This is a genomic window from Paenibacillus sp. Z6-24 (assembly GCF_054161335.1).
In genome coordinates this window covers 4,581,298-4,606,944 of record NZ_CP096398.1, presented here as the reverse complement: position 1 = coordinate 4,606,944, position 25,647 = coordinate 4,581,298, and the positions used below count along the sequence as shown (strand labels likewise).

Below are 25,647 nucleotides of genomic sequence, written 5' to 3'. Positions count from 1 at the left end.
TCAGGTTTCTCTCAGGTTATTTTAAGATGAGCAGGCTACAATGTATGTAATAACCCCTTTTGAATTACTATATCTTGGACTCCATCAGCTGCGAATGATGGAGTCCCTTTTTTTGTTCTGTGATCAAATTCCGCTTTTGGAAGTGTGTTGGGTGGTTGTCGGAGCCGAATGGGTACCGATGAACCATTGGACGAAAAAGACGATCACCGCAAAACCAGCGTACCCGATTCTCCCGCCCGCCGTATTGAGCATCAAATCATCCACATCGAATATGCCCATGCCCGTCAACAGCTGTTTCACCTCATAAGCCAGGCTAAGAAGAAGAGATAGCGGCAGTACCAGAACAGCTGATAATAACCGGCGCTTCAGCAGTACAGGAATGAAGATTCCCAGCGGAATAAAGGCGAGTACATTACCGATCAGCTGGATAGAGGTGTGCGATGGATGCAGGGATAGTCTATTCCAGTCTCTTGAAATTTCCTGGAAGGGTATCAGGTTAACCGTTCGCGTATAGATCAAATCGGGCTGCTGCGCGGTGTAGGATGATTCATGTAGGACTCCTCTCCTGGCATATGGCCGTTATTTTTTGGCGGTCACAATAATTCCTTCTCTATTATCTCCGGATATTTCGTAAGAACCCTGCAGCGGGGCATAAATCGTCGTGTTGGGTGCGGCATGGTAATAGCGGATATGATACTCATGCCCATCCAGCTCGACCGCAATTTCTTGCTGTTCTTTTAGAAAATCAAGGTATTGTTCGAGCACCATATTCTGTTTGTACATAATGGCACTATGCGGGAGTCCCACATACCGAAAATGCCATGGTTCGTATTGAATACCCGTAATATCAACCTTGTCCTTCGGATAACGCAAAATGAAGCCGTATTTCCATGCGTTTTGCTCCAGCCATTTTCCTTCCGGCGCTTCGTTCATCGTTGTTAGAGTGGAGCCGATATCAAGAGACAATCCGAAGTTATGCTCGCTGTGACCGGCAGGAAGTGCATAGTCAGCTCCCTTTTCCCGGTACAGCTCGTCCTGCTTGTCCCAATTACGGTAGCCGCTGCTCAAAAGGAAGGAATGGACGCCTTCTTTGGCAGCCGCTGCGGTCATCTTCTGGAACTGCTCTGTCGCCTGCCGGGACAGCATAATTTTCCGATCCAGTAACCCGTAGTGTTGTTCCGGATCAGTCTGCTTGGCAACAACTGCAATATCGTTCTTGACGCCTTCCGGGTGGATCGGATACTGATTGTTGATCAGCAATAAGTTCCCCTGATGTACCAGACTCTCTATATTTTTGGTTACAGGGACGGTATAGTTCCAACCGTCCTGCTTTGTATTTTCCGTATCAATGGATAACCATTCCCTGTGCTGAATCCATACGGCTGTTGCGGCGGCAATGATACAACAGAGCAACAGGATGCCTAACGCAAAAAACCACTTTTTCTTCATCCGTGTTCCCCTCCTCTGTATACTATCCAGAATAGGGGAAAGGGATTAAAGAAAAAGTGGGGCATTTTTAAAGTTTTTCTTAAATTTCATATCGGAACTCATGACAATGCGGGCAGGCGCACCTCGAACAGGGTACGTACGACATCGCTCTGAACCGAAATGGTGCCATCGTGCTGTTCCACAATATTGCGGGCGATAAATAGGCCGAGTCCTGTTCCGCCTTCCTGCGGAGTACGTGCCCGATCAGCCGTATAATACATATCAAAAATGTAAGGCAGATCCTCGGGAGGAATATGTCCTCCGTAATTGATCACTTGAATAACGATCTGATCCTCTTCCCGTGATCCATGAATATCCACGTATACTCCATCTTTGCCATGACGCGAAGCATTCATTAACAGATTCTCGAATACACGGGCCAGCAGCTCGCCATCACCGGAGACGACCAGGTCGGCATCCAGTTTCACACGGGTGATCAGATGATTTTTCTCAAAGACGGGATACATTTCCTCGTTCATCTGTTTGAGCAGTTCGCTCAGATTGAGCTGCGTTTTCTGTACGGTCAGCATGCCATAATTCATGCGGGTAATCTCAAACAAGTTATCGATCAATTTCTCCAGGCGTCTGGATTTGGTAAAGGCGATCGTTGTAAAGTGCCGTACCTGCTCTTCGGTCAGCTGATCGTCCTTCATCAGCAGATCGAGATAGCCCAGTACCGAGGTCAGCGGGGTTCGCAGATCATGTGCAAGATTGACAACAAGCTGATCTTTGCTGTTTTCGGCAAAATCTCCCCGTTCGATTGCCTGCTGCAGCTTCTCGCTCGCCAGATTCACATCTTCGGCAATCATGCCCAGCTCGTCCCGGGAAGAAATCTGTACCCGATGCTGAAAATCCCCATTTGCCAAATGGCTGATGCCTGCGGAGATATCCCTGAAGTAGGCGGCATACGGCTTGGTAAACCAGAAGAAAAACAAAATGGCGAGCGGAATAAACAGCAGCAGGAAAAAATAAATATCCCCGATATTTCTCATAAAATGGCGGTATTGGGCAAGAGGATCTTCCGCCCGTACGCCCGAATAATAGGCCTGCAGCAGTTTGTAGACGCCATAGGTGATGGCGCCGGAAGCGAGCATGCTTAAGCCCAGCAGCAGGATCATGGTCGTGCGGAAACTTCTTTGTTTAGTCATTGAACGTGTACCCCACGCCCCAGATCGTCTTGATAAATTTGTTCTTGTCCAGATCTTCCCCGAGCTTTTTGCGGAGGGTACGAATATGGACCATTACCGTATTGCCGCTCTCGTAATAGGTCTCTCCCCACACCTGTTCGAAAATGCTTTCTGCGCTGAATACCTGTTTGCTGTGGCTGGCGAGAAGATACAGAATATCGAATTCCTTGCGCGTCAGTTCCAGCGGTCTGCCGTAGAGTGTCACACTGTGCTGATCCGGCATAATGATCAACCCGCCCTTTTCCAATATGCTACGCTGCGCAGGCGCAGACTGGTTGAACTGCAGAGAGCGCCGCAGCTGGGAATTGACCCGTGCCACCAGCTCCATCGGATTGAACGGCTTGGTCATATAATCGTCTGCCCCTGTAATCAGGCCTGTAATTTTATCCATATCCGATGTTTTGGCACTCAGGAAAATGATCGGCATATGATGATGTTCCCTGATTCTGCGGGTGACTTCATAGCCGTCCATGCCAGGCATCATGATATCGAGTACCGCCAGATCGATCGCCTGGGTCTGAACGGCATCCAGTGCGGACTGCCCATCCAGTGCCTTGACGGTCTGATATCCTTCCTTTTGCAGATGCAAAGCGACCAGATCGGCGATCTCTGCTTCATCATCGGCAATCAGAATCGTAATTCGCTTCATGATGCATTTCACCCCTGTATATGATGGTATCAAAGCACGATCTATTTTGAATGTAACAGATACGACGCGGAAAGCAAACTGTCCGCCTCAATTATGAAAGGAGAGTACAGAAGAGAGGGGGAGACAACAGATTATAACCCCATAAATTGGACGATCCCCGGCAGAAACACTGTGTGAGTGATTCCGCCGGGGATCTTGGTATTGCGTCTTATGTTTGATTTTACTGAATGCCATAAGCCGTTATGCAGCTTACGAGCCATATGTGAATTGCTTCATGCTCAACAATTTGTGTATTGATGTCGCCGGATTTTGCGGATGGCATGTTGGGATGCCGTATGGTGCAAAATGTACTGCTTTAGTTACAGAGTCAGATTGCGTAGATCTGCTCTCCGGTGTTCATATGGCTGCTTAACTGCAGCTATCGTTAACCCGTTAACCCCGTGTGCGGTGAAAGTGAAATGTGTAGACGGGGACGGTTTTGGTTCGCTTGCTTTGTGTATACAGAGGCAACCTGTTATGAGATGGTGTGTGTCTGCATACGTTAAATCCAAAACAACAAAAGCCCTACCTCTCTTCTGTCCTTGCGGCTCCGATGACCGCGCCAGTGTGAATCAGATCGTCAAATTTCAAATGTGTTGGGATAAAAAAGAAATTTGGGATGATTCCGGCAGCACCCGGAAAAATTTGCGAAGGATAAAACCGAGGGTTAAAAACAACTCTTCTATCATATAATAAATTGAATTGAAAGTCAAATAATTACAATATAACCTGTATTATTAAATAATAAAGTTAAAAGCTATAAAGCTGCTTTGTTCCCAACAAAAAGACACTCCCCGTAGAGAGTGCCTGTTGTTAGCTGGCGAAATGGTGATCTCCGGAAATAAACCCGGTCCGAACCATCAAAGACAGCGCAGTATATAAGAGAATAGCCATTAATAGCGTTTGTACAAGGTCACCAGTCCATTTTCATAAACAAGTTTCCAATCAAGCGTATCGGCTACCCATGAAGCAGGAACAAGTATATGACCATTTCTGGAAATGATCGGCGCATCCGCTCTCATCTCCATATTGTCGACTCTGTAACGGCTGCTGTTATCCCAGAATTCGTAACGGGCGAGCCCGGTGTCCAGCCAAGTCGTACCTGTGGCTGCATCGTAGGATACGGTCGCGCCATCCATGCTGTCGGCCAGATCGCGCAGCGGAATATAGGCTACATTGTTATACACCGTAGCCTCGGTATCCACCGGTTCGGATAGTCCGTTAACCATATACATATCGCTGCCAACCGTAAACTGAATAACTTTGGTCTGCAGCTCCGGATTCTGGTCAGCGGTCGTCTCGGCGGCAAAAGCACCGGCAGCAGGCAGCAGCAGAGAGAGGGACAGAGCAGGGACGATCCATTTTCTGAGTTTCATATGCACAGCTCCTTTTCAAATCATGGGATTGGAAAAGCCTTGGAAAACATGGCAGCATGAAAAATAATATGGACAGCAGAACGTATTCTTGATCAATCATTAATTAATAAACCCGGCATAAACCGCTCAATCAGTTTTTGACATAAAAAGATACAATTTTGTAAACTTTTATAATATATTTTGCATGCAAAAGCCCTGACCGCTATAACAAGCAGTCAGGGCTGTAAGGGCGTGACAGGGAACGATGGTATTCGATCCTGATCGCCGTAGTATGAAGTATGAAGAATGGGCGGATTAGTACGTTTTGGTAAGAGTGATCATACCGTTGTCGTAAGTCAGATTCCATTCAAAGTTGTCTGCGAACCAGCGAACCGGTACGAGGACATGTCCATTTCTGGAAATGACCATGTCGTTCATGCCTTTGCGCATGTTGTCGACTTTGTATACTTTGGAGTTCGCCCAGAACTCATAACGCTGGATACCTGTGTCGAGCCATGTCGTGGAAGTTGCCTTGTCATAGGAAACTCTCATGTTGGCGTTGTTGGCGAGGTAGCGCAGCGGTACATATGTAGTACCCATGTATTCGACAGGCATAATGCTCATGCTCATGGATTGACCATTAACCATGTACATTTTGCTGCCCAGATTGAACTGGATAGCTCTTGTTTTCAGCTCGGGATTGTAATCTGCAGTTGTTCCTTCGGCAGCGAATGCGCCAGCAGCCGGCAGTAACAGGGAAAGTCCTAGAACAGGTGCGATCAGTTTTCTCATTTTCATTGTGTATTGCTCCTTTGTCTAATGTATTATTTTGTCTGTACAAGGATGAGTAAAATTAAAGCGCTATCATCAGGTTAAAGTAGTCAAGTGGATCTTTCGGTCTTTGCCGGCCGTGCTGGTCTATTGGAGCCAGGGCGGAGAGCCCGGAGATCAAGTTTGTTACCTTGCTGTCTATGTATTGTATAAACCTATTATGGAGTAGTTAATCAGATAGTACCAAAAAAGGTGGATTTATACGCTTCCCCCTATAAGAAGACCTAAGTCTATGGAAACAGATTCCAGTTTGGCAGAGCAGGGAGAATATACCCGGAATTATGGAGGTGCGGGGTAAATATATGCAGAATAAGCCGCAGATACAGGAAGTATCAGTAAGCCGAGAGGGGATATCAGTCATTATGCAGCCGCACCGACTGCTGTCGGCAAAATCAGCATAATAGCCATCAGCAGAATACTGACTCTGGACAGTAAAGATTTGTACATTCCGCCATACTCCTTCAGGTTGTAATGAGCAGACAGATGTATGGCAAACCATATCGTCTGTTCGGCATAACGGATCAAGCCAACTGCCGAATTGCGGGATAAACGGAATAAAAAGTATAAGGGAAATGGCTGCAAATAATAACGTTTACCCGAAAATAAGGATAATAAAAGAGAGCCGCCGCGCCTTGAATGACAGAAAATAAATATTGCGAAAAGTCATCCATCGCAATATTTCCTGCGAACGCTATAATATAAGGGAATGGGAAAGGAGCCCTTGGATGAATGACATAACTGATGATAGAGAACTCATGCGGCGTATTGCCGAGAAGGACACCGACGCATTGGAGCATGTATATGACCGTTATGAGCGGGCCGTATACTCATTTGCCTATCGTATCGTACACGACACGATGGCTGCGGAAGAGGTTGTTCAGGAATTATTTCTAAGAGTATGGAATAACGCGGAACGTTATGATCGGAGCCAGGGGAAGCTCTCGACATGGATGTTCACCATTACGCGTAATATAGCAGTAGACATGCTGCGGCGCAAAGCATCCCGTGCTACAGCCGATCCGGCCGGTGATGAGGCACTTCAGGTATTACCGGATACGAAAACAAATGTACAGGAGCAGGTATCGCTGAATTGGGAACGACAGCGTATACGTGAGGCTATGATGGAGCTGCGGGAAGAGCAGCAGCAGGTGATTGAGTCGATCTATTTCCAGGGACTGACTCAGCATGAAGTATCTGAAAAGTTCAGCATTCCGCTTGGAACCGTGAAGAGCAGGGTACGCCTTGCCATACGGCAGCTTCATAACAAGCTTGCTGAAGCGGTAAAGGGGGGAAACGCATATGAGTAACGATTACAAAAAAAGCGATATGATGGATATGGTCGAAATGTATGTGCTTGGCGGTCTTGATCGTGAAGAACAGGAGCGGTTTGAAGCCTATATGATACAGGATGATGAATGCCGTACAGCCGTAGAAGAGCTTCAGGATATTATCGGTTTCCTTCCGCTGACTTCCGAGATTGTGGAGCCGCCGCAGGGCATGAAGAACCGTGTTCTGGAACGGGTACTGGGCAGCAGTAACGAGGCAGGCAGCAGCAGCGCAGCCGAGGGTACGCCGATGGCCTATCAGGATGCCATACCCAGCACGATACCGGCAGCGGTACAAAAGGAGGCTGCGCGGCCGTCGACCGCTGCATCAGTGGCACAAGACCGGCAGCGATCAGATTCCGGCGCAAAACCAAAAGCAGGTATATTCTGGCGTGCCACAGCAGCCATAACGGCAGCAGCAGCGATTATTGCAGGCTTGTATGCCGGTAACTTGCAGGGGCAAGTTCAGGATCTGCAGCAGCAGCTCGCGATTGCGGATAGTCAGAAGGACAGTCTGCAGGGGCAGCTGGCGACCGTCTCGATGCCGACGCAGGGAGCGCGCGTGGATGAAGCGGTCAAGCTGAGTCCGGCAGCCAAGGATATTGTGGCACAGGGACTGGCTACGATCGTCATTGATGACAAAGGTACGCATCTGCTGGTACAGGCGGATAATCTGCCGAAGCTCCAAGGCAAGGAGGCTTTCCAGGTATGGCTCATTAAGGGCGATGTCAAACAGAGCGCCGGAACCTTCTGGGCAAGCGACGGCAAGGGCGCGATGTACTATACCTTTGAACCGGAGGGATATGATACGGTAGCCATTACGCTGGAGCCGGATGAGAAGGGCAGCCAGCCGCGCGGGCCGGTTATTCTCGCAGCCAGTATTCAGGATCAAGGTTAATTGAATAACCTGCCGAGCAGGTAGTCCATGGTAAAAAAGCAGCGTATCCTGTCAGGGGACGCTGCTTTTGCTGTGTTCAGGGTTATAATTCGCGCTTGATGTTCAGGAAGCGCCGGATGAATCCGGAACCCGTTCACCGGTGAACAGGCGGCGGATATCTTCACGTTTGGCTTTTGGACCGAGCAGATAGACCTTGTCTCCGGGCAGCAGAACGGTATCTCCACGAGGTGTGACAATCTCTTCATTGCGCAGTACGGCGGTAATCAGTACACTTGGCGGCAGATCAATCTCCTGCAGCTCGCGGTGGATCATCCGGCTGCGACCGGTCAGTGTCATATGGGTAATCTCGGACGTGGTGCGCCCGGTAGCGACCAGCTCCAGAATCGACGGCTGCTGATCCAGTACCTTCTCGGTCAGTCCGAGCCGCTCGGCGAGCGGAGCGATCGTCGTTCCCTGAATGAGCGTGGAAGTCAGCACGATAAAGAACACAACGTTAAAGAACAGCTGGCCATGCTCGATACCGGCCAGCAGCGGGTATGTAGCGAGTACGATCGGTACGGCTCCGCGCAGCCCTGCCCAAGAAAGCAGTGTCTTCTCGCGGAAAGAGAACTGACTGAATAGCAGGGAGAGCAGCACGCCGACCGGACGGGCGACGATAATCAGCAGCAGCGATAGAGCCAGACCCTGCCAGATGATAGAGATCAGTTGATCGGTAAATACGAGCAGACCGAGCAGGACAAACATCAGAATCTGCATAATCCAGCCGAAGCCCTGATTGAACTGTAGAATCGTGCGGCGGTAGGTCAGATCGGAATTACCCATTACGAGCGCCATTACATAGACGCCGAGAAAGCCGCTGGCCTGCGTCAACGAACTCACGCCATAGGTGAATAGTGCGCTGGACACAGCGAGCACGGGATAGAGACTGGACGTCTCAAAATCGATTTTATTAATCAGAAAGATAGCCAGCTTGCCGCAGATAATCCCCAGCACCAGGCCGAATCCCATTTCCCAGACAAAGGACAGAATTTCGCCCCATACGCTGGTCTCCGGGTTGTTCAGCAGTTCGATAAACATCAGCGTCAGAAAAACCGCCATCGGATCATTACTGCCGGATTCCACTTCCAGGGTGGAAGTGAGTTTGTTGCGTACATTTTTGTTGCCGAGGACGGAGAACACGGCCGCTGCGTCGGTCGAGCCGACAATGGAGCCGAACAGCATGCCTTCCAGCAGACTGACGCCGAGAATCAGATGGGCGAAATAGCCGATAACAAAAGCCGTGAGCAGCACCCCGATAGTCGCCAGCGACAGAGCGGGCCGAATCACTGGTTTGATCAGCTTCATGTCGGTCTGCATACCGCCTTCGAACAGAATAATGACCAGGGCCAGTACGCCAAACCACTGGGTAATAAACGCATTGTCATAATAAATAAAACGGCCGAGAATCATCCCGGCTACGATAAAGAAGACAAGTGCCGGCATGCCAAAGCGTGAAGAGAATTTGGTCGAGAGGACGCCGAGCAGCAGCAGTGTACCGAGCAGCAGGATAAGATTACTGGTAAGATCGATAGCTTGCATAAATAGCCCCCTCAGAAAATATCAATATGTAAAATCATACCAAAATAAATTGTATGCAATAAATATAGAGTGTAACATCAACTTTTGACCAGTAAAATCCGAAATAAAGAATTAGGTTAAGATGATCATGGATCGAAACAAAATCGAAGGAAATACAATACTTTCCCTAAACTATGTAATCCAAATAGATCATAAATGAAACGGAACATATGCCTCGTAACCGCAGACAAAAGCTTGAGAAATGAGGAGACATCAGTGAATGAATATCGAAAATTTCTCCGTCAGGTATTATTTAACTATATTTTGGGATCGTTAATCGCGGTTATGGTCGTCGGCGGTCTGCTCGTATGGAACACGGTCGATGCGCCGGTCATGCAGAACGTGCGCATGGTAAGCATTATGCTGGTCGCATTTATGATTATGCTGTTGGTGGAAGGAATGGTATTCCGCAGGCATATCCAGCCGATTCGCGATGCCATGCGTGAAGAAAACCCTACGGAAGAGCAGCTGGAACGGGCGTATACGCAGCTGCACCGTTTTCCCAAATTGTCGATGTACCGGATTATGCTGCCGCATTTTCTGGGTCTGACGGTCCCGTCTATGATCCTGTTCGTGATTGCTATTCGTTATGAATGGATCATTATGCCGGGATATTATCTGTGGATCGGCATTGCCGGGGCGCTGATGGTCGCCAGCATGCACGCTTTTATCGAATTTTTCCTGACGTCCTCGGCGATTCGGCCGGTGCTGATCGCGGTCAAGGAACGGCTCAAAGCCCTTTATGGCAAAGAAACGCTGCTGCTGGGCAAAATTCACCTGACGGTTCGTCGGAAGTTCCAGCTGAGCATTTTCCTGATCGGGGTATTCCCGATTATGCTGTTCAGTCTGGCCGCCCAGATTCGTCTGCAAGAAATGACAGGTATTGAAGCTTTGGAGTACTGGAGATGGGCAGGTCTTGTAATTGCCGTCAGTATCGCTTTCAGTATTGTGGGTGCGCTGCTGCTCGCCCGTGATGTGGAGCATCCGATCAATAACCTGTACAATGCGATGTCGAGGATCAGGGAAGGCGATTTCAGTGCGGATGCACTTGATTATTACTCTGATGATTTCTCCTTGCTTATCTCGGGATTTAACCATATGGCACAGGGTCTCAAAATGCGGGACGAACGCAATCAGCTGCTGCTGGACAGTTATTTTGCTACGCTGGCGGCAGCGCTGGATGCCCGTGATCCGTATACGGCCGGTCATTCCCTGCGTGTTGCCGATTATGCGGTCACGATCGGCAAGCGTGCCGGACTCTGTGCCTATGATCTGGATCAGCTGCGCAAAACGGCGCTGCTGCACGATATCGGCAAAATCGGCGTTCAGGATTCCGTCCTGCTAAAGGATGGCAAGCTGACCGATGAAGAATTCGACCAGATCAAAAAGCATCCGGAAATGGGCGAAAGTATTCTGCGTCAGGTCGAGCCTGCGGATGCGATGCGTCCCTATCTGCCGGGAGTACGCTCCCATCATGAACGATTTGACGGACGCGGGTATCCGGATGGTCTGGAAGGCTACCATATTCCGCTGTTCGGCCGTATTATTGCGGTAGCGGACGCTTTTGACGCGATGACCTCAGACCGCCCGTATCGTAAAGGAATGCCCAAGGCTAAAGCGATTTCCATTCTGGAAGAAGGACGGGGTACCCAGTGGGACCCGCAGCTGGCGACGCTGTTTATCGAGCATTATTACAGCACCCGGGAAACCAGACCGGTCGTTCCCAACACTGACAACATCAATGTTCCACGCAAAGAAAAAGACCTGATCTTATGATCAGGCCTCGGCCTGCAGTGTATATACTGCAGGTTTTTTTATGGAATCATTTTGGTTTTTTTGGCTTTCTCCGCCATTTTCTCGGTTAACGGACCGAGCGGCTTTTTGAACAGCAGGGCAAACAGGATAAACAGCAGCATGAAGATAACCAGATACAATATATCCTTGTACACCGTCGTCATCAGCATCCCGCCTACCGTCTCGCGCAGCAGTTCGACCGCATAGGTGAAGGGGAACCATGGATGCAGATGCTGGAAGAATGTACCCGTCATGCTGACCGGGAAGGTACCGCCCGAGCTGGAGAACTGAAGCACCAGCAGGATAATGGCCAGTCCTTTCCCGATATTGCCAAATACGGACACGAGCGTGTACACCATTGTCACAAACACCATACTGATCAGCATACTCATCGTCACGAACCATACCGGGTCCGCGACGTAGGCTTTGAGAATAAACAGATCGCCCATCGAGATGACAAATGCCTGCACCAGACCGATTGTCATAAAGGTAAACAGACGACCAAAGTACACTTGATATGGACGGAAACGGCGCTCCGGATTGTCGACTTCGGCTTTGAACATGGAGATCAGCAGCATGCCGCCGACCCAGATCGACAGGGTCGTATAGAACGGTGACATCGATGAACCGTAGTTCGGAATCGGATAGGTGCGCACCTGCTTCAGATCGACAGGGCTGGAGAGGAAGTCGCTTTCCTGCTGAATATCGCCTTTGAGCCATTTGATAATCTGGGACAGTTCACTATCGCTGTTTTTGAGCAGCCGTACTTTGTCGGCTGCACTGCGAACGGATTTCTCAAGACCCGGCAGGTCGTTGCGAACAAAGTCACCAACCTTGTGTACCGCCTCTTCCGCTTCGGGTAGTTTGTTCTGGATCAGATCGGTAATTTTGTTCAGCTCTCGCTCGGCACGGGGCAGATCATTGCGGACAAAGTCTGCTGCCTGATGGACTTTATCTTCAATGCCGGGCAGATCATGGTTTACGAAATTGGCGGCTTTGTTGACCACCTCGGTAAACTGGGCCATCCGGCTCTGGATCAGCTCATTGGCATCATGCAGCTTCTGCCGGATCTGCGGCAGGTCCTGCTTAAGAAGTGCCAGTTCTTCCTGTCCGAACTGTACGCCGTTCTGGGCATCATTCAGCACGGCTTCCACATCAGGCAGTGTAGCCTGCGCTGTATGCAGCACATCCGCCGCATCGCGGGCAGCCGTCTTGAGATTGTCCAGTCCACGATTAATATCCGGTACGATCTCGGCGTCATAGATGGAGATAATATCGCCGAGTGTATCGCTCGCCTCGGTCGACAGCTGGCGCAGATTGTCCAGAATCTCGCGAGCCGGCTGCTGTCCATTTTCAATCGCCTGACGGATGCTGCGCACGAGTGTAATCTGGCGTTCCATCAGATTATGCACATTATCCAGCCGGTTGATCACCCGGTCCAGCGGATGGTTCGGCAGCACGTTATTGATCCGGCTCAGTAGATCGGTCGTACGCTCCAAAATGGCTGCGCCGCGGGATAGACGTTGATCGAGAAACGATAAGGTGTCGATCGCTGTCTGCGGATCAATATCCGCATTTTGCACAGCATCGACCAGCTGTGTCGTCGCATCGGCGGTCTGCTGGAGCAGCACCAGATTCTGGCGGATGACCGGTGCGATCGAGTCAAAGGCCCCATCATTCTCATCCAGGAAGGTATTCACCCGGTCGGCAAATTCGGTACCGATGTTCGTAATTTCCTTGACTTTGGGCAGTGCCTGCTGGGCCGTATTGATAATATTCGCGAGCTTGTCCGCATCTTCAATCGCCTGATTGAGGGCATCCTCGACTTTGTAGAAATTTTGGTCCAGTTCACCGACTTTGTCGGCAGCATTCTGGATTTCGGGCAGCCGCTTTTGCAGCATTAGAATCTGATCGCCGGCTTCGCGGATTTTCGGCAGATTGTCCTCGACTTTGAGGATCATATCGCCGGCTTTCTCGATATCGGGAATGCGCTTTTGCAGCTCGACAATTTTCTGGGCCTGCGCATTGATCTGCGGCAGCTTTTTCTCCAGTTCCAGCGCCTGATCGGCAAACTGGTTAATCTCCGGCAGCCTTGATTCCAGCGTCAGAATCTTGTTCTCGATATTGCGGATCGTCGGCAGCTCTTCTTCCAGCTTGATGCCGGCTTCCTGCATTTTGGTCAGTACCGCTTCGCTGGCAGTGCTGACAAATTCCTCGCTGATCTGCTGGGTCAGCGTGGTGGCCCCTTTGTCCGTAATCTTGGGAGCGATAGCACTGATCTTCTCATTAACCGTATACAGAATCTGCGGTTTCACCGGCTTATCGGTCAGAATACTGCCGATTTTCTCGGAAAAGTCGGACGGAATCAGCAGCGTCGCATAATAATCTCCATTCTCCAGCCCTTTCTCCGCCTGGTTCCGATCGACAAAGGTCCATCCCAGCGTATGATTTTTTTTGAGGTTATCGATCACCTGGTCTCCAACATTAACTTTTTTGTCCTGAATGGTCGTGCCTTTGTCCTCATTCGTAACGGCAATAATGATGCCCGATGTATTGCTGTAAGGGTCCCACATCGCCTTGATATTGAACCAGGCGTAGACAGAGGGCAGCAGCATGATCGCAATCACGAGCAGGATGCCTGTCGATACGCTGAATAGATTTTTCCAGTCGGTTTTGTAAATTTCCCATATATTTTTCATAAAATGATTCTAACCACCCGATACATAATATTCAAATCTGCAGCATGTCTTATTACCCTGAAATAGGCAGACTGTGCGATATAATCCAATAAACCTTTCATAGCAGGGAGTGGGTTTATAAAAAAGGAATGATACTGCCTGGTCGGAAGCGCGGACAGGAGGTACGGGAGGGGGGAAAGCAAAGTATACGAATTGACACTCCCGCAATATAAGGAAGGTGGAGTGAGAAACAGGATACTGAAGAGCATAGTGTAAAGGCACGATCTCTGAGTTGGTGAATCTGCTATAGATAGCATGCTCTGGCTGCAGGTAATCAGCAGCTGCACACAGAGCAGTAATGAACAATTTAATTAGGTAACCTATCTAATTATACTCCAAATGAGTTTGAATTGCACGGATCATCGGAGGATTTTTTGGAAAACTTATGAATAGAATCACGCCGTACAGCCACGCTCACATTAATGGGAGGTGGCTGAATGGCGAAAACGGGCATAGGCAATTACCAGAATAATGACCATAACGACAATCGGAATCCAGATGCCGAGCAGAGTATGAGATTGTTCAATCAGCGCTGCGACTACAGCTCCTGCTCCATAAATGATAACTGCAGCGAAGCGCAGCACCGTGTCTGTAGAGAGCCGGCGTCCCTGCTCGGCAGAGGATCGTCCGAACCACTGGCGCACATGGGCGACCAAATCCTCAATCACACTGGCAAGATTATTGGTAAGTACGGTCGTCGAGATCCCGGCGACACCGAGCTTGCGCGCCATCGTCGTCTGCATCCCCATCGTGAAGCTGAGCAGAATGATCAGCATATACTCCATCGCAGGCACCAGCGGAGCAGAGGACAGCCAGGCAAACACCAGGAAAAAGACCAGCTGCACCGAGATGATCATCGTCATCCGGGAAGACCAGACCGAACCCGGATGGGAGCGTCCGAGGAAAAGAGCGGCTGCCGCATTTCCGACAATAAAGCCGGCAAAAGCGGCGCCCGAGCGCAATAGTGAGACGGTGTGCAGATGACCGAGCGCCATCCCCATAATGATAATATTACCGGTCATATTGGCCGTAAATACATGTCCCAGCTGCAGATAACCGATCACATCCACGATACCGGATACCAGGCAGAGCAGCAAAATAATCAGATTGCGGTAAAATACGGATTGCATAAAAAAAACTCCTTTTCGAACATGATTAACAGTCATTAATCATACTATAAATGGAGCATTATATTCGATAGATTATTCGCTTTATGAATATGTAATATTTACCAAATGGCAATTTATGATCAAAACCCCTTGCCAGAATGTTAAAAGTGCGTTAAGATTACTATGCATGTGACTACGACATAGATGGCACATAATATAAAGGGCGGCTGTAGAATCCTGATCAAGGAGACTACAGCCGTCTATTTTTATTTGTCCTTTTTGAGCTATTTTTTATTTCAAAAATTATTCAAATGTGATTCTATAGCGAGAATATAGGTCTTACAAGGGCAGCAGAGCGACCTGATCACGCTGGCCGACCTTCTGTACCATTTGCTCCCAGGCGTCGGGTTTCTGTGCCAGAACGGCATAGTAGCGGCGCAGGAACTTCTCGATCAGCGCGCCCGGCAGAGAATGGACGGATGGGTCGTAGGACAGGAAGCATAGATCCAGCTCGGATACCGCTTCACCGTCATTATTCCATGATGGATGTACGTAGGTGAAATCCAGACGACGATATCCGAGATGCGCCAGCACTTCACGGCGTACGAACGGGTCCATCGGCTTTACACCACCGAATTCATGACGCTCGGCACGATAGGGATCATAGATCTCTGCGAACATGCCGGACAGTTCCTTGCCAGCCGCTGCAGCGACTTCCCGCAGATCCGCCTGACGATGCTGAGCCAGAAACGGCCCGATGCCCAGTCCCGGCTCCCCGATAATCGTAAAATCGGTCATGGCGACATTATCGTCCTCATAGTAACGGTATTCGGTCGCACCAACCACGTTACCTTCATGCACAGCAACGAAGACACGGATGCCCGGATCTTCCAGGGGCTCGCGCCACAGCTCGAACTCCAGCACTTCTTCCGGCGGGAAAATGCGTCCCATCAATTTGTGCATATCGGCGAACAAAGGATCATCAATATGAGTAATGCGTACATAATCCATCTTTTAATTTCCTCCCTGATTGGCTGCCGGTGGCAGCGGATTTTTCCATTCCATTAATACTGCATGGTTGAGCGATTCCTCATCATCCAGATAATCGGCAATCACTCCCAGCGGCGTCCTGCCGCATCGCATTAGAAAAGAAATGACCGGATCATACAGATCGCCGCGAGTGACACGCTCGACATACTGCTGTGGAGTACAGCTGTCCGCTACCCGGTGATAGCCGGGCATCCGGCCTGCCCCAAGCAGACGCTGCAGCCCGAGCGAGGCTGTCACTTCATACATCGACTGCATCAGCAGCTTGCCGAGCCCCCACTGACGGTAATCGGGGTGCACACATAGATCAGCGACATAAAGTGTATCTCCGTCAGGCTGATGATTGCGTATATAACCGTGATCCGTAATCTCCTCCCATGTATGCTCCGGATGCTGCTCGTCAAAATTGATCAGCAGACCGGTCATCGAACCTGCGATCACTCCATCAATCTCCACGCACAGCGCTCCCTGGGGGAAGCGGCTGATATGCTCCTGCAGCTGCTCTTCATTCCACCATAGTTCCGCCGGATAGGGCGGAGGGAAGGCAGCCGCCTGAATCTCGATCAGCCGCTCAAAATCCTTTGCCGTATAAGAGCGTATAGCAGCAGGATATGGGCGCTGTTCATGGAATACATAACAGGACTTCTCATACTGACTTGCTCGCTGGGGCAGCGAATTCATGCTCTTCAGCTCCAATCGGTGTAGAGATCGGTACGGCGGTCGCGCCAGGTAGTGACCGAGCCTTTTTCCCGTACTTTGTAGAGCAGTTCCAGATCCAGATCAGCGGTAATGATCATATCGTCATTGATTTCACCTTCGGCGAGAATGCCGCGCGGGGGGAAAGGTACATCATTTGGTGTGATGACAGCCGCCTGACCAAAATTGCCGCGCATAAAGTCCACCGTCGGCAGGGAACCAATCGTGCCTGTGGTAACCACATATACCTGATTCTCTATCGCACGGGCATGGCTCGTATACCGTACCCGGTGGAAGCCGTGCCGATCATCGGTACAGGACGGGCAGAAAATAACGTCCGCTCCGCGCGCTTTGGCCATACGTACGATCTCGGGGAATTCAATGTCGTAACAAGTGAGCAGGGCAATCGTGCCTTTGTCCGTCTCAAATACGGTCAATCCGTCACCGGCAGACATATTCCACTCGGTCACTTCGGTAGGGGTAATATGGATTTTGGGCTGGGTGGCTACCCGGCCGTCCGGATAGAACAGATGGGCTGTATTATACAGCTTGCCTTCTTTTTCCGTAACATGGGTGCCGCCGATAATATGTGTTCCGGTCTCACGGGCCAGTCCCTGGAACAGCTCCAGATAGGCATCCGTAAATTCAGGCAGCCGCTCAATACCAAGCGCTGCACCGGTTTCGTCTCCGATCGACAGCAGCTGTGTCGTGAAGAATTCCGGGAACAGGATAAAGTCTACTTCGAACTCCTGGGCAGTCCGTACATAATGGGTGACCTGGGCGGCAAATTCGTCAAATGAAGATATGGTATGAAGGTGATATTGCACCGCAGATACGCGAAATTTCATAATAAAAGCATAACCTCCCTGTCATTTCGTGAGTGATAGTACATCATGTATATTCATATCGAAATACTACTGATATCATACCAGAAAGACACTGTACGACAAAGAGGATGAATCGCTGTATTTTTATGATATGATATAGTTACTATTTTCCATTTATTTTCAATTATTAGGACGATTACTGGAAGGTAAATGGGGAAATCAAATAGTACAATATTTACCTATCTGATCTCAATCAGGAGTGAGCATATGGGATTTGTGAAAAATTTCCTTATGAATGCGGGAATGATGGTAACAATTGCTTACATAGCCAACCTGCTCTACAAATATGGTCTATCCCAGATGTCCGGCAGAGCCAAATATGCCAGTTCGGTGCTGCTGCTCATTTTTGCAGGGTGGATGAGTTCCTTTTTTGGCTTCCGACTGCCGGGGGATTTGATTTTTGATCTACGATTTATGCCGGTTATCGTAGCTGCTACTGTGTATTCCCGTGGATCAGTAGTTCTGCTGATCGGCTTCGGTATTGGTCTGGCCCGGTTGACCCTTGGGCTGAGTGAAGCGGCTTTTGTCGGATTGCTCAACCTAACGATTATCGGGGTCGTGGGAGCTGTGCTGAATGTGTGGATGCGCAGCAGTACGGCCAAGCTGTCGGTCAAAGGGGCGGTGACCGTGCTGACGATCAATCTGGTCAATACGATCAACATAGCAACGTTTGGAGTGCTGCCCACCCATACATATCTGACCGAGATTATGCCTGTTATGCTGCCGGTGTCCATTATTCTCAGTACAGTGCTGATGATCCTGTTGCGCGAATTCCATCTGGAACAGCAGCGCATGCTGCAGCTGGAGCATGCCAATCAGCTGCTCTCGGAGCAAACGAGAGAGCTGCAGCAGACACATCATGTGCTCGAAGAACGGGCCAAGCAGCTCATGCTGGCTTCCCAGTACAAATCGGAATTTCTGGCCAATATGTCGCATGAACTGCGCACGCCGCTCAACAGCATTATTAATCTGGCCCAGCTCATGTATGAACAGGATGAAGAGCGTGTACCCGGAGAGACCCGCATGTACAGCGAGATGATTTACCGTTCCGGTCTGGATCTGCTGGGGCTCGTGAATGATGTACTGGATCTGTCCAAAGTTGAGGCAGGCAAGCTGGAGGTTGCCTATGAAGAAGTGAGTGTGCAGGAGATTCCTGAGCTGCTGCAGATGCATTTTGAGATGGTAGCGGTTCGTAAAGGCATGGAGTTCCGGGTGATTCGGGAAGATAATGTGCCGGATACGATCATTTCGGATTCCCAGCGGATTCAGCAGATTCTGCGCAATCTGCTGGCCAATGCATTCAAATTTACCCAGCAGGGCAGTGTGACCCTGCATATTCGCCGGGTGGTGGAAGGCGAAGAGAAGCTCAGCTGGCTGGTATTCGATGTCAGAGATACCGGGATTGGCATTGCACAGGCGCAGCATGAGCAGATCTTCGAAGCATTCCAGCAGGCGGATGGCTCAATTGCCCGGCGCTATGGCGGAACCGGCCTTGGCCTGTCGATCAGCCGCAATCTGGCCAATCTGCTGGGCGGCCATCTGCGCCTTCAGAGCAAGGAAGGTGAGGGCAGCGTATTCTCGTTATATCTGCCGGCTAGCTAGCCGGACTTCAAGCATTGGGATAAAAAACAATTTTAGATCATGCGTTCAAATTTTGTGTGAAATAATATGTATTAAAAAATCCCCTTTATTTATAGAACGTCAGCAGAATCACTTTAACCAATAATTTTGCTGATGTATCTATTAAAAAGGGGATTTTTTTGTGGCTAATCTTTTCATAATCATTTAAATATGATAATTAACAGCAGTGCCAGTATAAAAGTCATAATAGAAATCTTCGAATTGAGCTGAAAAGTTGGTGCTGCTTTAAACATATATCTGGCTATAATATGTTGATAGAACAAATACAAGAATATTGTGTCTCCTAAGCAAACTATGATCATTCTCCAAAAGTGAGCAAGAGTGTTAGGTGAGTAGGGGATTTGGATAGTATTTAGTAATACCAATCCACAGAAAAAGTAAAGCAACAAACCTAAAAAACTTAATAATTTCATCATTGTATTTGCTAGCATTATTACCCTCCTTGCATGTATATCTAGAATAATAAAGTATGAAGAAGTGAGGCCAAAGGCCTCATTCTTCGTACTAAACTTTTAACTTTAATTATAGTATGCTTTTTTAATTATCTTCTAGTGAGAGTTGGTGTAATAGTGATCTTACCATTATCACTTTTTATCCATCCATTTGCTTGAAATGACATATAAGCAACTACTCCTGAAAAACTACGATAATCCACTAATTTGTGATAAGAGATGTTATCACCTTTATCGCTTAAGCTAATATTAGCGATAATGCCGACTCCGTCACTACCAACTACGCCATAAGCCGTTCCGATTAATTGATTACCAATCTCGCTATGATATTTTTTATTTACATCTTTTGTAGTCATATTAACATTAACAGTATGATTTATGACTCTTTCATTAAATGTCACCGTACCAGTAGTTTGATATCCTAAACGACTATTAGAACCATTAATATCCCAAGTAGTAGTCCGTAGATTTTGAGTTATAAGTCCATTAGTATTCTCTGATACTGCATTATTTTCTACTGGCAAAGCATATTGTTTTATAAATTGAGCATCTTCGTCTGAAAAACGTTCACCTAAATTGTATTTACTATTGATTTCATTTAATTTTTGATTTACTTCTTCTTGGTTAAGTACTTTAGTAGCGTTATAAACATCTGAGGTTACATTTTAATTAATAGGATTAGCATGAATAGCTGAATTGTAATTAACGCTGCAAATTAAAGCTAAAAAACAAAGTGGAGTACAATATTCTTTTTTTCATGATTTTCCTTCTGAAACTTATTTTATGGTTCTGCTAACAACTAAATAAAAATAAAATCGGGCTAAAATACTAATAACGTAGATTAAAGAATGGAATTCATTATATTTGTTCCTCCTCCTTTCTTAAATTCTATTTACCCGTGGTGCTAGTTAAAATTAATCTTGGATCACACCTGTCTTCCAAAGCGTGTATGCCAGCAAGATTCTATCTAGATTAGTTTCGAATCCAGATGGACTCTCCGAACGAATCGATTTGCACGTGTAGCTTGAATCCGTAATAATGACTCTTCTCGAAGCGCAATAGCTAACGTCAGCGAGGCCTCGAAAACATCGTGCCCTGTGTAAGCGAATCGGATGGCATGAGGAAAGCGGAAGGCTGTCGATGATGGAGTAGGCGCTTCCGAACTTCGACGAAGAGAGCCGCTTGCGTAACATTTGAGCGCGAACCGAAGATCCCGGCGGTTATACCGAGAACGCTCCACGACAGGACCTAAATCCCCCTGGATAAAGCGATACCATGCACGTTCCGATGTAAATCCCAGCCCTTTTCCCAGCAGATGAAGCGCCAGGATGTTTGCATCGGTTTGCTGAAGCAGATGTTGGTTTTTCCGTCTAAGAAAGGGAGCAAAAGCGTGCAATTCATGCTGAACCTTTTTAAAATAGCGACAAATCGGCTTTGTACCGAGCGTGGTTTTTATGTAGAATAAAGATGTCTTTGCACAAGAATCCACCTTCCCAAAAGGGGCTTGGTCACTTTTATTGTGGACGTTTTTCTGGGCAAAGGCTATTTTTTGACTAGCATCACGGGTATTTATATAATTTTTTCCTTATGATACAATTATAAGGAAAAAATAAAGTTAAGGAGCGTACATATGTTAAAAAAAATCATTACAAGTACCTTGGTAGCCTCTCTATCTTTATCCATTTTTGGTGCTGCATCGACGTCAGCATCCGCGACGCTATCACCAGAAACCATGTCTGTACAAGCACAATCTATGACCTATGGTCCCTATTCTTTTGGGCAAAAATCCACAAAATTAGATCTCAACGGAAGCGTGGATGTACGTATATTCATTTACAATCCTGCTCCAAGACAGCTATTATACTTTACTGTATATGCTAACGATGGCAAACAAGTACTCGTTAAAATGCCTATGCGTGCAACAGGACCTGGTGGTGCTGTATACCAATCTACTGTGGGATTTGGTAGTTTCCACGGTTCTGGCTACCAAGTATCCATTACCGGTACTGATGGTGCTCAAGGATCTTTTACAGTTACACCTGTCTAAATACTGAACATTTATTAAATAACACCTTCAGATTGTTGAGAACCTCAGTCTTCTAAAATGGAAGAACCGGGGTTCTTTATTCTTCCTCTACCCTGTCTATACTAGGAATACTTATGCGGTAAGAGTAGGATGAAGTATAAAAAAACAGACATTACCCATACATAGATAATGTCTATTTGGTCTATGGTTTAGCTTTTGCCGTCTTTTTTTCCTAATGTTTTGGCTGCTTGTGATTTTGTTTTTGAAGAAGAAGACTTTCTTGCCAAATCCCTTCCTGCTCTGAACAGCGAACTTCTCGATGATCTGGTAGACATAGTAATCCCTCCTTATATCAGTGCTTGCCAATATTTAAACTTTTAAACACCTAATTGAGATCTAGTGTTTTGAAATAAGACAAGCATCTTTGTAAGAATAAAAACAGATATTACCGATTTACTTGGTAATATCTGTTTTTATGTATTCGGCAATGCTCACAAAACGATTTTACTGTATTGTGCCAAACCCCGTTATAGATCACATAAGGAATGCGGCGGACCACTACAGGACGTTCTCCCTCACAGCTATCCAGGAAGCTGACAATCCGATCCATGGTGTCCAGCCAATCTGACAACTTATAGGTGTTCATAACCGAGTACACCAGTGTACTCGTAATCCCATAGGCGTGACATAGTTCTAGTTTGGTCCGGAACTTCATATTTCGGAACTCAATCGGTGGTTTGACAAAGTTCAACTGACGTACTGGTGTAGCAGCTGCACGTTCAATGCGCCATCCGGAATAAATTCGATCATAAAACGTACTGGGACCAATTTTATTTTGTTTGGCCACATCGATATAAGAGCGTAAAGATTGTCCGGCACAGTAGATCTTTTTATCCAGTTAATAGTTAACCGTTTCTTCCATGTTGCCTGTCTGATAATATTCTTGATGAAATCCGCTAAAGGGTAACTGAAAATGATCTGCGATATCCTCCAACTATTCATACGTATTTCCCACAATTCAATCGGTTCGATTTTATTCATAGCGTCCCTTCCCATCGAAATTATTCAGTTCTACATACTTCACATAAAGCTCAAACTATCAATAAGTAGTGTGTATATAGATTGCTGCTGAAGTACCTGGGGGATACGCTTTCGATGGATCAGATCTTTATATGCTGCCAGGTGAAGTAAATCTAAAATTTCCGTCGTATGCAATGGATTAAATAGATTACCTTCAAAAGTTTGACCCGTTTTGACAACCATTTGAACGAGGCTTTGGTCTGACCAGTAAGAAAATAGCCAGCGATCCCCCAAATCCGAATAGACGTGTAATTCTGTATGTTCATGACCGATTAAAAACCGATAACTTCCAGTCCAAATACATTTTACACCAACGCAATACGTACTTGAGATTCTACCATTTGCTTAAGTTGTTTATTATATGAATATTTCCCATTTTTGAAGTTTTTTTGATTATTTAAACTAGTTAAATGATCCTGGAAAAATGATATTTTATGTAAAAAAAGAAATAAAAACACTAGTATAATAGTAACAAAACTTCATTTAACATTGTATTCCAAAATTTTATATGCAATACTTCAAAAGTATTTAATCCGGATAAATACATAATTTGTTTAAAAACTTGGAGGGTTACGTTTATGATGAAATGTTATAAGCCTATAGCTTTACTTTTAACAGGTATTATGTGCTTGAATATTTTGGCTTTTTACCCCGAGTTAGCTAATGCAAATACTGTCACTAGCGACACTTATAGTTCTTCAACTACTCTTAATGAAGATATTTATGATCAAAAATTAAATGAAGCTTTAGACGCTTATAACAGAGAAGCAATTCAAAATGGAAGATCTATTCAAAAATTTTCTACAAATTCAGAACCTGCTGTTATTGGTTCTTTAATTAGACTAATTTTCAAAAATCTTGTAAGTAAGCAAACTGGTAAAGCAGCTGCTTCTGTCACTGTGAAAGCTACAAATAAGCAAATCCTTACTAAAGTCACTGCTCATGCTATAGAAGAAGCGGTAAAAGACGGAATTACTAGTCTTATGATCGATAATATTTTAGCTAATAAACCTGCTGGAGTAGTTGGAATTGAAAAATTTGAAGATCATACAGGTGGTTCGAGAATCATGTACGATCGAACTAGCAAATTAACAGTGGTTCTCAGTAAAGCAACTAATACTATCATTACAATTTATAAAGATAATGGGAAAACTACTATACAAGACAGACTTGATAGTGGTAGATGGGTCAGATCAAACTTTAAATATCAATAATGATCGCAATTAAGAAACAAACGATTCATTTTGTTTGAGGAGAATGATATGGCAATATTAAGAGGTGCAGAAAACTCAGATGCTTATATCGAGTACACTGTAATAGATCACAGAATAGACGAGCTTGAAGGAAGTAGTCTTGAATTCAAATTCATCAAAAATGATAGGGTCTCTTACCATTCAAAGTTTGGTTGGACTAATTATACTTTACGTCTATTTATTGAAATGTTACAGCATTTTCCTATAGAAAAGTATGAGGGATATTTCTCACATTTTGAAAAGCATTTAGAAGTGACCTGGCAGCTGTCTGATTTGCCTAGCTGCTATACATTGCAATTCAAAGATGTGGATAATGTCGTAACTCTTATAACGACTTCAAAAGATATTATATCTTTTGGGATAGAGTTAGAAAAAGAATGGAAGAATTCTCCTATAATAAAATAAGTTTTTCTATATTAACGATTAAACTTTACCCTACAAGATGAACACTTTGAGAAAAGTTTTCTTGTAGGGTCTTTTTGTGTATTAATGAAGAAAAATGAGCGGAGGTTGAGTCGGGTGACTAAACTAGGTATAGCGAGCATAGAGAGTAATCCATTTACACATAATTGCTGAAAAAGAACCTGGAACGCTCAAACTATTAATAAGTAGCCCGTGGTGCTAGTCAAAAAATAGCCTTTGCCCAGAAAAACGTCCACAATGAAAGTGACCAAGCCCCTTTTGGGAAGGTGGATTCTTGTGCAAAGACATCTTTATTCTACATAAAAACCACGCTCGGTACAAAGCCGATTTGTCGCTATTTTAAAAAGGTTCAGCATGAATTGCACGCTTTTGCTCCCTTTCTTAGACGGAAAAACCAACATCTGCTTCAGCAAACCGATGCAAACATCCTGGCGCTTCATCTGCTGGGAAAAGGGCTGGGATTTACATCGGAACGTGCATGGTATCGCTTTATCCAGGGGGATTTAGGTCCTGTCGTGGAGCGTTCTCGGTATAACCGCCGGGATCTTCGGTTCGCGCTCAAATGTTACGCAAGCGGCTCTCTTCGTCGAAGTTCGGAAGCGCCTACTCCATCATCGACAGCCTTCCGCTTTCCTCATGCCATCCGATTCGCTTACACAGGGCACGATGTTTTCGAGGCCTCGCTGACGTTAGCTATTGCGCTTCGAGAAGAGTCATTATTACGGATTCAAGCTACACGTGCAAATCGATTCGTTCGGAGAGTCCATCTGGATTCGAAACTAATCTAGATAGAATCTTGCTGGCATACACGCTTTGGAAGACAGGTGTGATCCAAGATTAATTTTAACTAGCATCACGGGTTCTATTTATATCATTTTATTACAATAAAATGAAAAGTTCGCTTTTTTAAATGGATACTTATTATACAAATTATAATTTTATAAATAATTATAGTTACAAAGTTAGGAGATAGTCGAAGCTTATAGTCTTTATAAAATAGAAACTATACATAAGTAATAAATTAAAAGACTAAATGTTTGATAATTATAACAATGTAACCGTTCACCTTAAGATTAAGATATTATATCAATCGTTTAGTATTGAACGAAAAG

At 46.4% G+C, this 25,647-nt stretch carries 22 protein-coding genes; 7 read left to right on the top strand and 15 right to left on the bottom strand.

The annotated features are described in order from the left end of the window. Positions 1-123: 123 nt before the first annotated feature. The 7 genes from M1D61_RS19965 to M1D61_RS19935 all read right to left on the bottom strand — a co-directional run bounded on the left by M1D61_RS19965 (position 124) and on the right by M1D61_RS19935 (position 6,074). Positions 124-519 (bottom strand): VanZ family protein, encoded by a 396-nt coding sequence (locus M1D61_RS19965; RefSeq protein WP_458120311.1) that lies wholly within the window; start codon positions 517-519, stop codon positions 124-126. 60 nt (positions 520-579) lie between these two features. Continuing rightward, a complete protein-coding gene (locus tag M1D61_RS19960) occupies positions 580-1,449 on the bottom strand; it encodes a M15 family metallopeptidase (RefSeq protein ID WP_458120310.1) in 870 nt (289 codons plus the stop codon). Between the two features lie 98 nt (positions 1,450-1,547). Next, positions 1,548-2,636, bottom strand: coding sequence for an ATP-binding protein (locus tag M1D61_RS19955; protein WP_458120309.1), 1,089 nt, complete (start codon positions 2,634-2,636; stop codon positions 1,548-1,550). Then, a complete protein-coding gene (locus M1D61_RS19950; RefSeq protein ID WP_458120308.1) occupies positions 2,629-3,324 on the bottom strand; it encodes a response regulator transcription factor in 696 nt (231 codons plus the stop codon). Before M1D61_RS19950 ends, M1D61_RS19955 begins: the two co-directional genes overlap by 8 nt. A 932-nt stretch (positions 3,325-4,256) precedes the next feature. Next, on the bottom strand, positions 4,257-4,739 hold the full coding sequence (locus M1D61_RS19945; RefSeq protein ID WP_458120307.1) for a stalk domain-containing protein: 483 nt from the start codon (positions 4,737-4,739) through the stop codon (positions 4,257-4,259). A gap of 294 nt (positions 4,740-5,033) precedes the next feature. Then, complete coding sequence (locus M1D61_RS19940; RefSeq protein ID WP_458120306.1) at positions 5,034-5,516, bottom strand: copper amine oxidase N-terminal domain-containing protein; 483 nt, start codon at positions 5,514-5,516, stop codon at positions 5,034-5,036. Positions 5,517-5,909: 393 nt separating this feature from the next. Beyond that, positions 5,910-6,074, bottom strand: a complete 165-nt coding sequence (locus M1D61_RS19935; RefSeq protein ID WP_458120305.1) for a hypothetical protein — start codon at positions 6,072-6,074, stop codon at positions 5,910-5,912. A 200-nt stretch (positions 6,075-6,274) separates the two neighbouring features. On the opposite strand from M1D61_RS19935, the gene M1D61_RS19930 reads away from it, so the two are divergent. Together M1D61_RS19930 and M1D61_RS19925 are read left to right on the top strand one after the other, a co-directional pair. Then, complete coding sequence (locus M1D61_RS19930; protein WP_458120304.1) at positions 6,275-6,856, top strand: RNA polymerase sigma factor; 582 nt, start codon at positions 6,275-6,277, stop codon at positions 6,854-6,856. Then, complete coding sequence (locus M1D61_RS19925; protein WP_458120303.1) at positions 6,849-7,772, top strand: anti-sigma factor domain-containing protein; 924 nt, start codon at positions 6,849-6,851, stop codon at positions 7,770-7,772. The genes M1D61_RS19930 and M1D61_RS19925 overlap by 8 nt, the downstream gene beginning before the upstream one ends. Before the next feature lie 102 nt (positions 7,773-7,874). Here M1D61_RS19925 and M1D61_RS19920 read toward each other — a convergent pair whose 3' ends face one another. After that, positions 7,875-9,350, bottom strand: coding sequence for a potassium/proton antiporter (locus M1D61_RS19920; RefSeq protein ID WP_458120302.1), 1,476 nt, complete (start codon positions 9,348-9,350; stop codon positions 7,875-7,877). 255 nt (positions 9,351-9,605) lie between these two features. On the opposite strand from M1D61_RS19920, the gene M1D61_RS19915 reads away from it, so the two are divergent. Further along, positions 9,606-11,165, top strand: a complete 1,560-nt coding sequence (locus M1D61_RS19915) for an HD domain-containing phosphohydrolase (RefSeq protein WP_458120301.1) — start codon at positions 9,606-9,608, stop codon at positions 11,163-11,165. A 38-nt stretch (positions 11,166-11,203) separates the two neighbouring features. Here M1D61_RS19915 and M1D61_RS19910 read toward each other — a convergent pair whose 3' ends face one another. From M1D61_RS19910 to M1D61_RS19890, 5 genes are all read right to left on the bottom strand, one after another. Next, positions 11,204-13,882, bottom strand: a complete 2,679-nt coding sequence (locus M1D61_RS19910; protein WP_458120300.1) for a YhgE/Pip family protein — start codon at positions 13,880-13,882, stop codon at positions 11,204-11,206. A gap of 458 nt (positions 13,883-14,340) precedes the next feature. Then, positions 14,341-15,051: a YoaK family protein gene (locus tag M1D61_RS19905; RefSeq protein ID WP_458120299.1), complete on the bottom strand. Its 711-nt coding sequence runs from the start codon at positions 15,049-15,051 to the stop codon at positions 14,341-14,343. A gap of 318 nt (positions 15,052-15,369) precedes the next feature. Next, positions 15,370-16,041 carry a GNAT family N-acetyltransferase gene (locus M1D61_RS19900; RefSeq protein WP_458120298.1) on the bottom strand — a complete coding sequence of 224 codons (672 nt, stop codon included), beginning with the start codon at positions 16,039-16,041 and terminating at the stop codon, positions 15,370-15,372. A gap of 3 nt (positions 16,042-16,044) precedes the next feature. Further along, entirely contained in the window at positions 16,045-16,758 is a 714-nt protein-coding gene (locus tag M1D61_RS19895; RefSeq protein ID WP_458120297.1) for a GNAT family N-acetyltransferase, read from the bottom strand. A gap of 5 nt (positions 16,759-16,763) precedes the next feature. Further along, positions 16,764-17,621 carry a carbon-nitrogen hydrolase family protein gene (locus M1D61_RS19890; RefSeq protein ID WP_458120296.1) on the bottom strand — a complete coding sequence of 286 codons (858 nt, stop codon included), beginning with the start codon at positions 17,619-17,621 and terminating at the stop codon, positions 16,764-16,766. Positions 17,622-17,867: 246 nt separating this feature from the next. Here M1D61_RS19890 and M1D61_RS19885 point away from each other — a divergent pair, with 246 nt between their 5' ends. After that, a complete protein-coding gene (locus M1D61_RS19885; protein WP_458120295.1) occupies positions 17,868-19,262 on the top strand; it encodes an ATP-binding protein in 1,395 nt (464 codons plus the stop codon). Positions 19,263-19,842: 580 nt separating this feature from the next. Here M1D61_RS19885 and M1D61_RS19880 read toward each other — a convergent pair. Then, on the bottom strand, positions 19,843-20,277 hold the full coding sequence (locus tag M1D61_RS19880) for a hypothetical protein (protein WP_458120294.1): 435 nt from the start codon (positions 20,275-20,277) through the stop codon (positions 19,843-19,845). 1,106 nt (positions 20,278-21,383) lie between these two features. Here M1D61_RS19880 and M1D61_RS19875 point away from each other — a divergent pair. Then, the gene (locus M1D61_RS19875) at positions 21,384-21,800 is read left to right on the top strand and encodes a hypothetical protein (RefSeq protein WP_458120293.1); all 417 of its coding nucleotides are present in this window, start codon (positions 21,384-21,386) and stop codon (positions 21,798-21,800) included. Positions 21,801-21,988: 188 nt separating this feature from the next. Here the strand turns inward: M1D61_RS19875 and M1D61_RS19870 are convergent, their stop codons facing one another. Further along, complete coding sequence (locus tag M1D61_RS19870; RefSeq protein WP_458120292.1) at positions 21,989-22,114, bottom strand: hypothetical protein; 126 nt, start codon at positions 22,112-22,114, stop codon at positions 21,989-21,991. Between the two features lie 1,323 nt (positions 22,115-23,437). On the opposite strand from M1D61_RS19870, the gene M1D61_RS19865 reads away from it, so the two are divergent. Both M1D61_RS19865 and M1D61_RS19860 read left to right on the top strand, forming a co-directional pair. Then, positions 23,438-24,073, top strand: coding sequence for a DUF4258 domain-containing protein (locus tag M1D61_RS19865; RefSeq protein ID WP_458120291.1), 636 nt, complete (start codon positions 23,438-23,440; stop codon positions 24,071-24,073). A 48-nt stretch (positions 24,074-24,121) separates the two neighbouring features. Continuing rightward, entirely contained in the window at positions 24,122-24,517 is a 396-nt protein-coding gene (locus M1D61_RS19860; protein WP_458120290.1) for a hypothetical protein, read from the top strand. Positions 24,518-25,647 lie beyond the last annotated feature (1,130 nt).

Bases quoted from the DNA above. Each gene is read 5' to 3' on its own strand.
- M1D61_RS19960 (WP_458120310.1), bottom strand. From the start codon at position 1,449: ATGAAGAAAAAGTGGTTTTTTGCGTTAGGCATCCTGTTGCTCTGTTGT.
- M1D61_RS19955 (WP_458120309.1), bottom strand. From the start codon at position 2,636: ATGACTAAACAAAGAAGTTTCCGCACGACCATGATCCTGCTGCTGGGC.
- M1D61_RS19950 (WP_458120308.1), bottom strand. From the start codon at position 3,324: ATGAAGCGAATTACGATTCTGATTGCCGATGATGAAGCAGAGATCGCC.
- M1D61_RS19945 (WP_458120307.1), bottom strand. From the start codon at position 4,739: ATGAAACTCAGAAAATGGATCGTCCCTGCTCTGTCCCTCTCTCTGCTG.
- M1D61_RS19940 (WP_458120306.1), bottom strand. From the start codon at position 5,516: ATGAAAATGAGAAAACTGATCGCACCTGTTCTAGGACTTTCCCTGTTA.
- M1D61_RS19930 (WP_458120304.1), top strand. From the start codon at position 6,275: ATGAATGACATAACTGATGATAGAGAACTCATGCGGCGTATTGCCGAG.
- M1D61_RS19925 (WP_458120303.1), top strand. From the start codon at position 6,849: ATGAGTAACGATTACAAAAAAAGCGATATGATGGATATGGTCGAAATG.
- M1D61_RS19920 (WP_458120302.1), bottom strand. From the start codon at position 9,350: ATGCAAGCTATCGATCTTACCAGTAATCTTATCCTGCTGCTCGGTACA.
- M1D61_RS19910 (WP_458120300.1), bottom strand. From the start codon at position 13,882: ATGAAAAATATATGGGAAATTTACAAAACCGACTGGAAAAATCTATTC.
- M1D61_RS19905 (WP_458120299.1), bottom strand. From the start codon at position 15,051: ATGCAATCCGTATTTTACCGCAATCTGATTATTTTGCTGCTCTGCCTG.
- M1D61_RS19900 (WP_458120298.1), bottom strand. From the start codon at position 16,041: ATGGATTATGTACGCATTACTCATATTGATGATCCTTTGTTCGCCGAT.
- M1D61_RS19895 (WP_458120297.1), bottom strand. From the start codon at position 16,758: ATGAATTCGCTGCCCCAGCGAGCAAGTCAGTATGAGAAGTCCTGTTAT.
- M1D61_RS19890 (WP_458120296.1), bottom strand. From the start codon at position 17,621: ATGAAATTTCGCGTATCTGCGGTGCAATATCACCTTCATACCATATCT.
- M1D61_RS19885 (WP_458120295.1), top strand. From the start codon at position 17,868: ATGGGATTTGTGAAAAATTTCCTTATGAATGCGGGAATGATGGTAACA.
- M1D61_RS19875 (WP_458120293.1), top strand. From the start codon at position 21,384: ATGTTAAAAAAAATCATTACAAGTACCTTGGTAGCCTCTCTATCTTTA.
- M1D61_RS19870 (WP_458120292.1), bottom strand. From the start codon at position 22,114: ATGTCTACCAGATCATCGAGAAGTTCGCTGTTCAGAGCAGGAAGGGAT.
- M1D61_RS19865 (WP_458120291.1), top strand. From the start codon at position 23,438: ATGATGAAATGTTATAAGCCTATAGCTTTACTTTTAACAGGTATTATG.
- M1D61_RS19860 (WP_458120290.1), top strand. From the start codon at position 24,122: ATGGCAATATTAAGAGGTGCAGAAAACTCAGATGCTTATATCGAGTAC.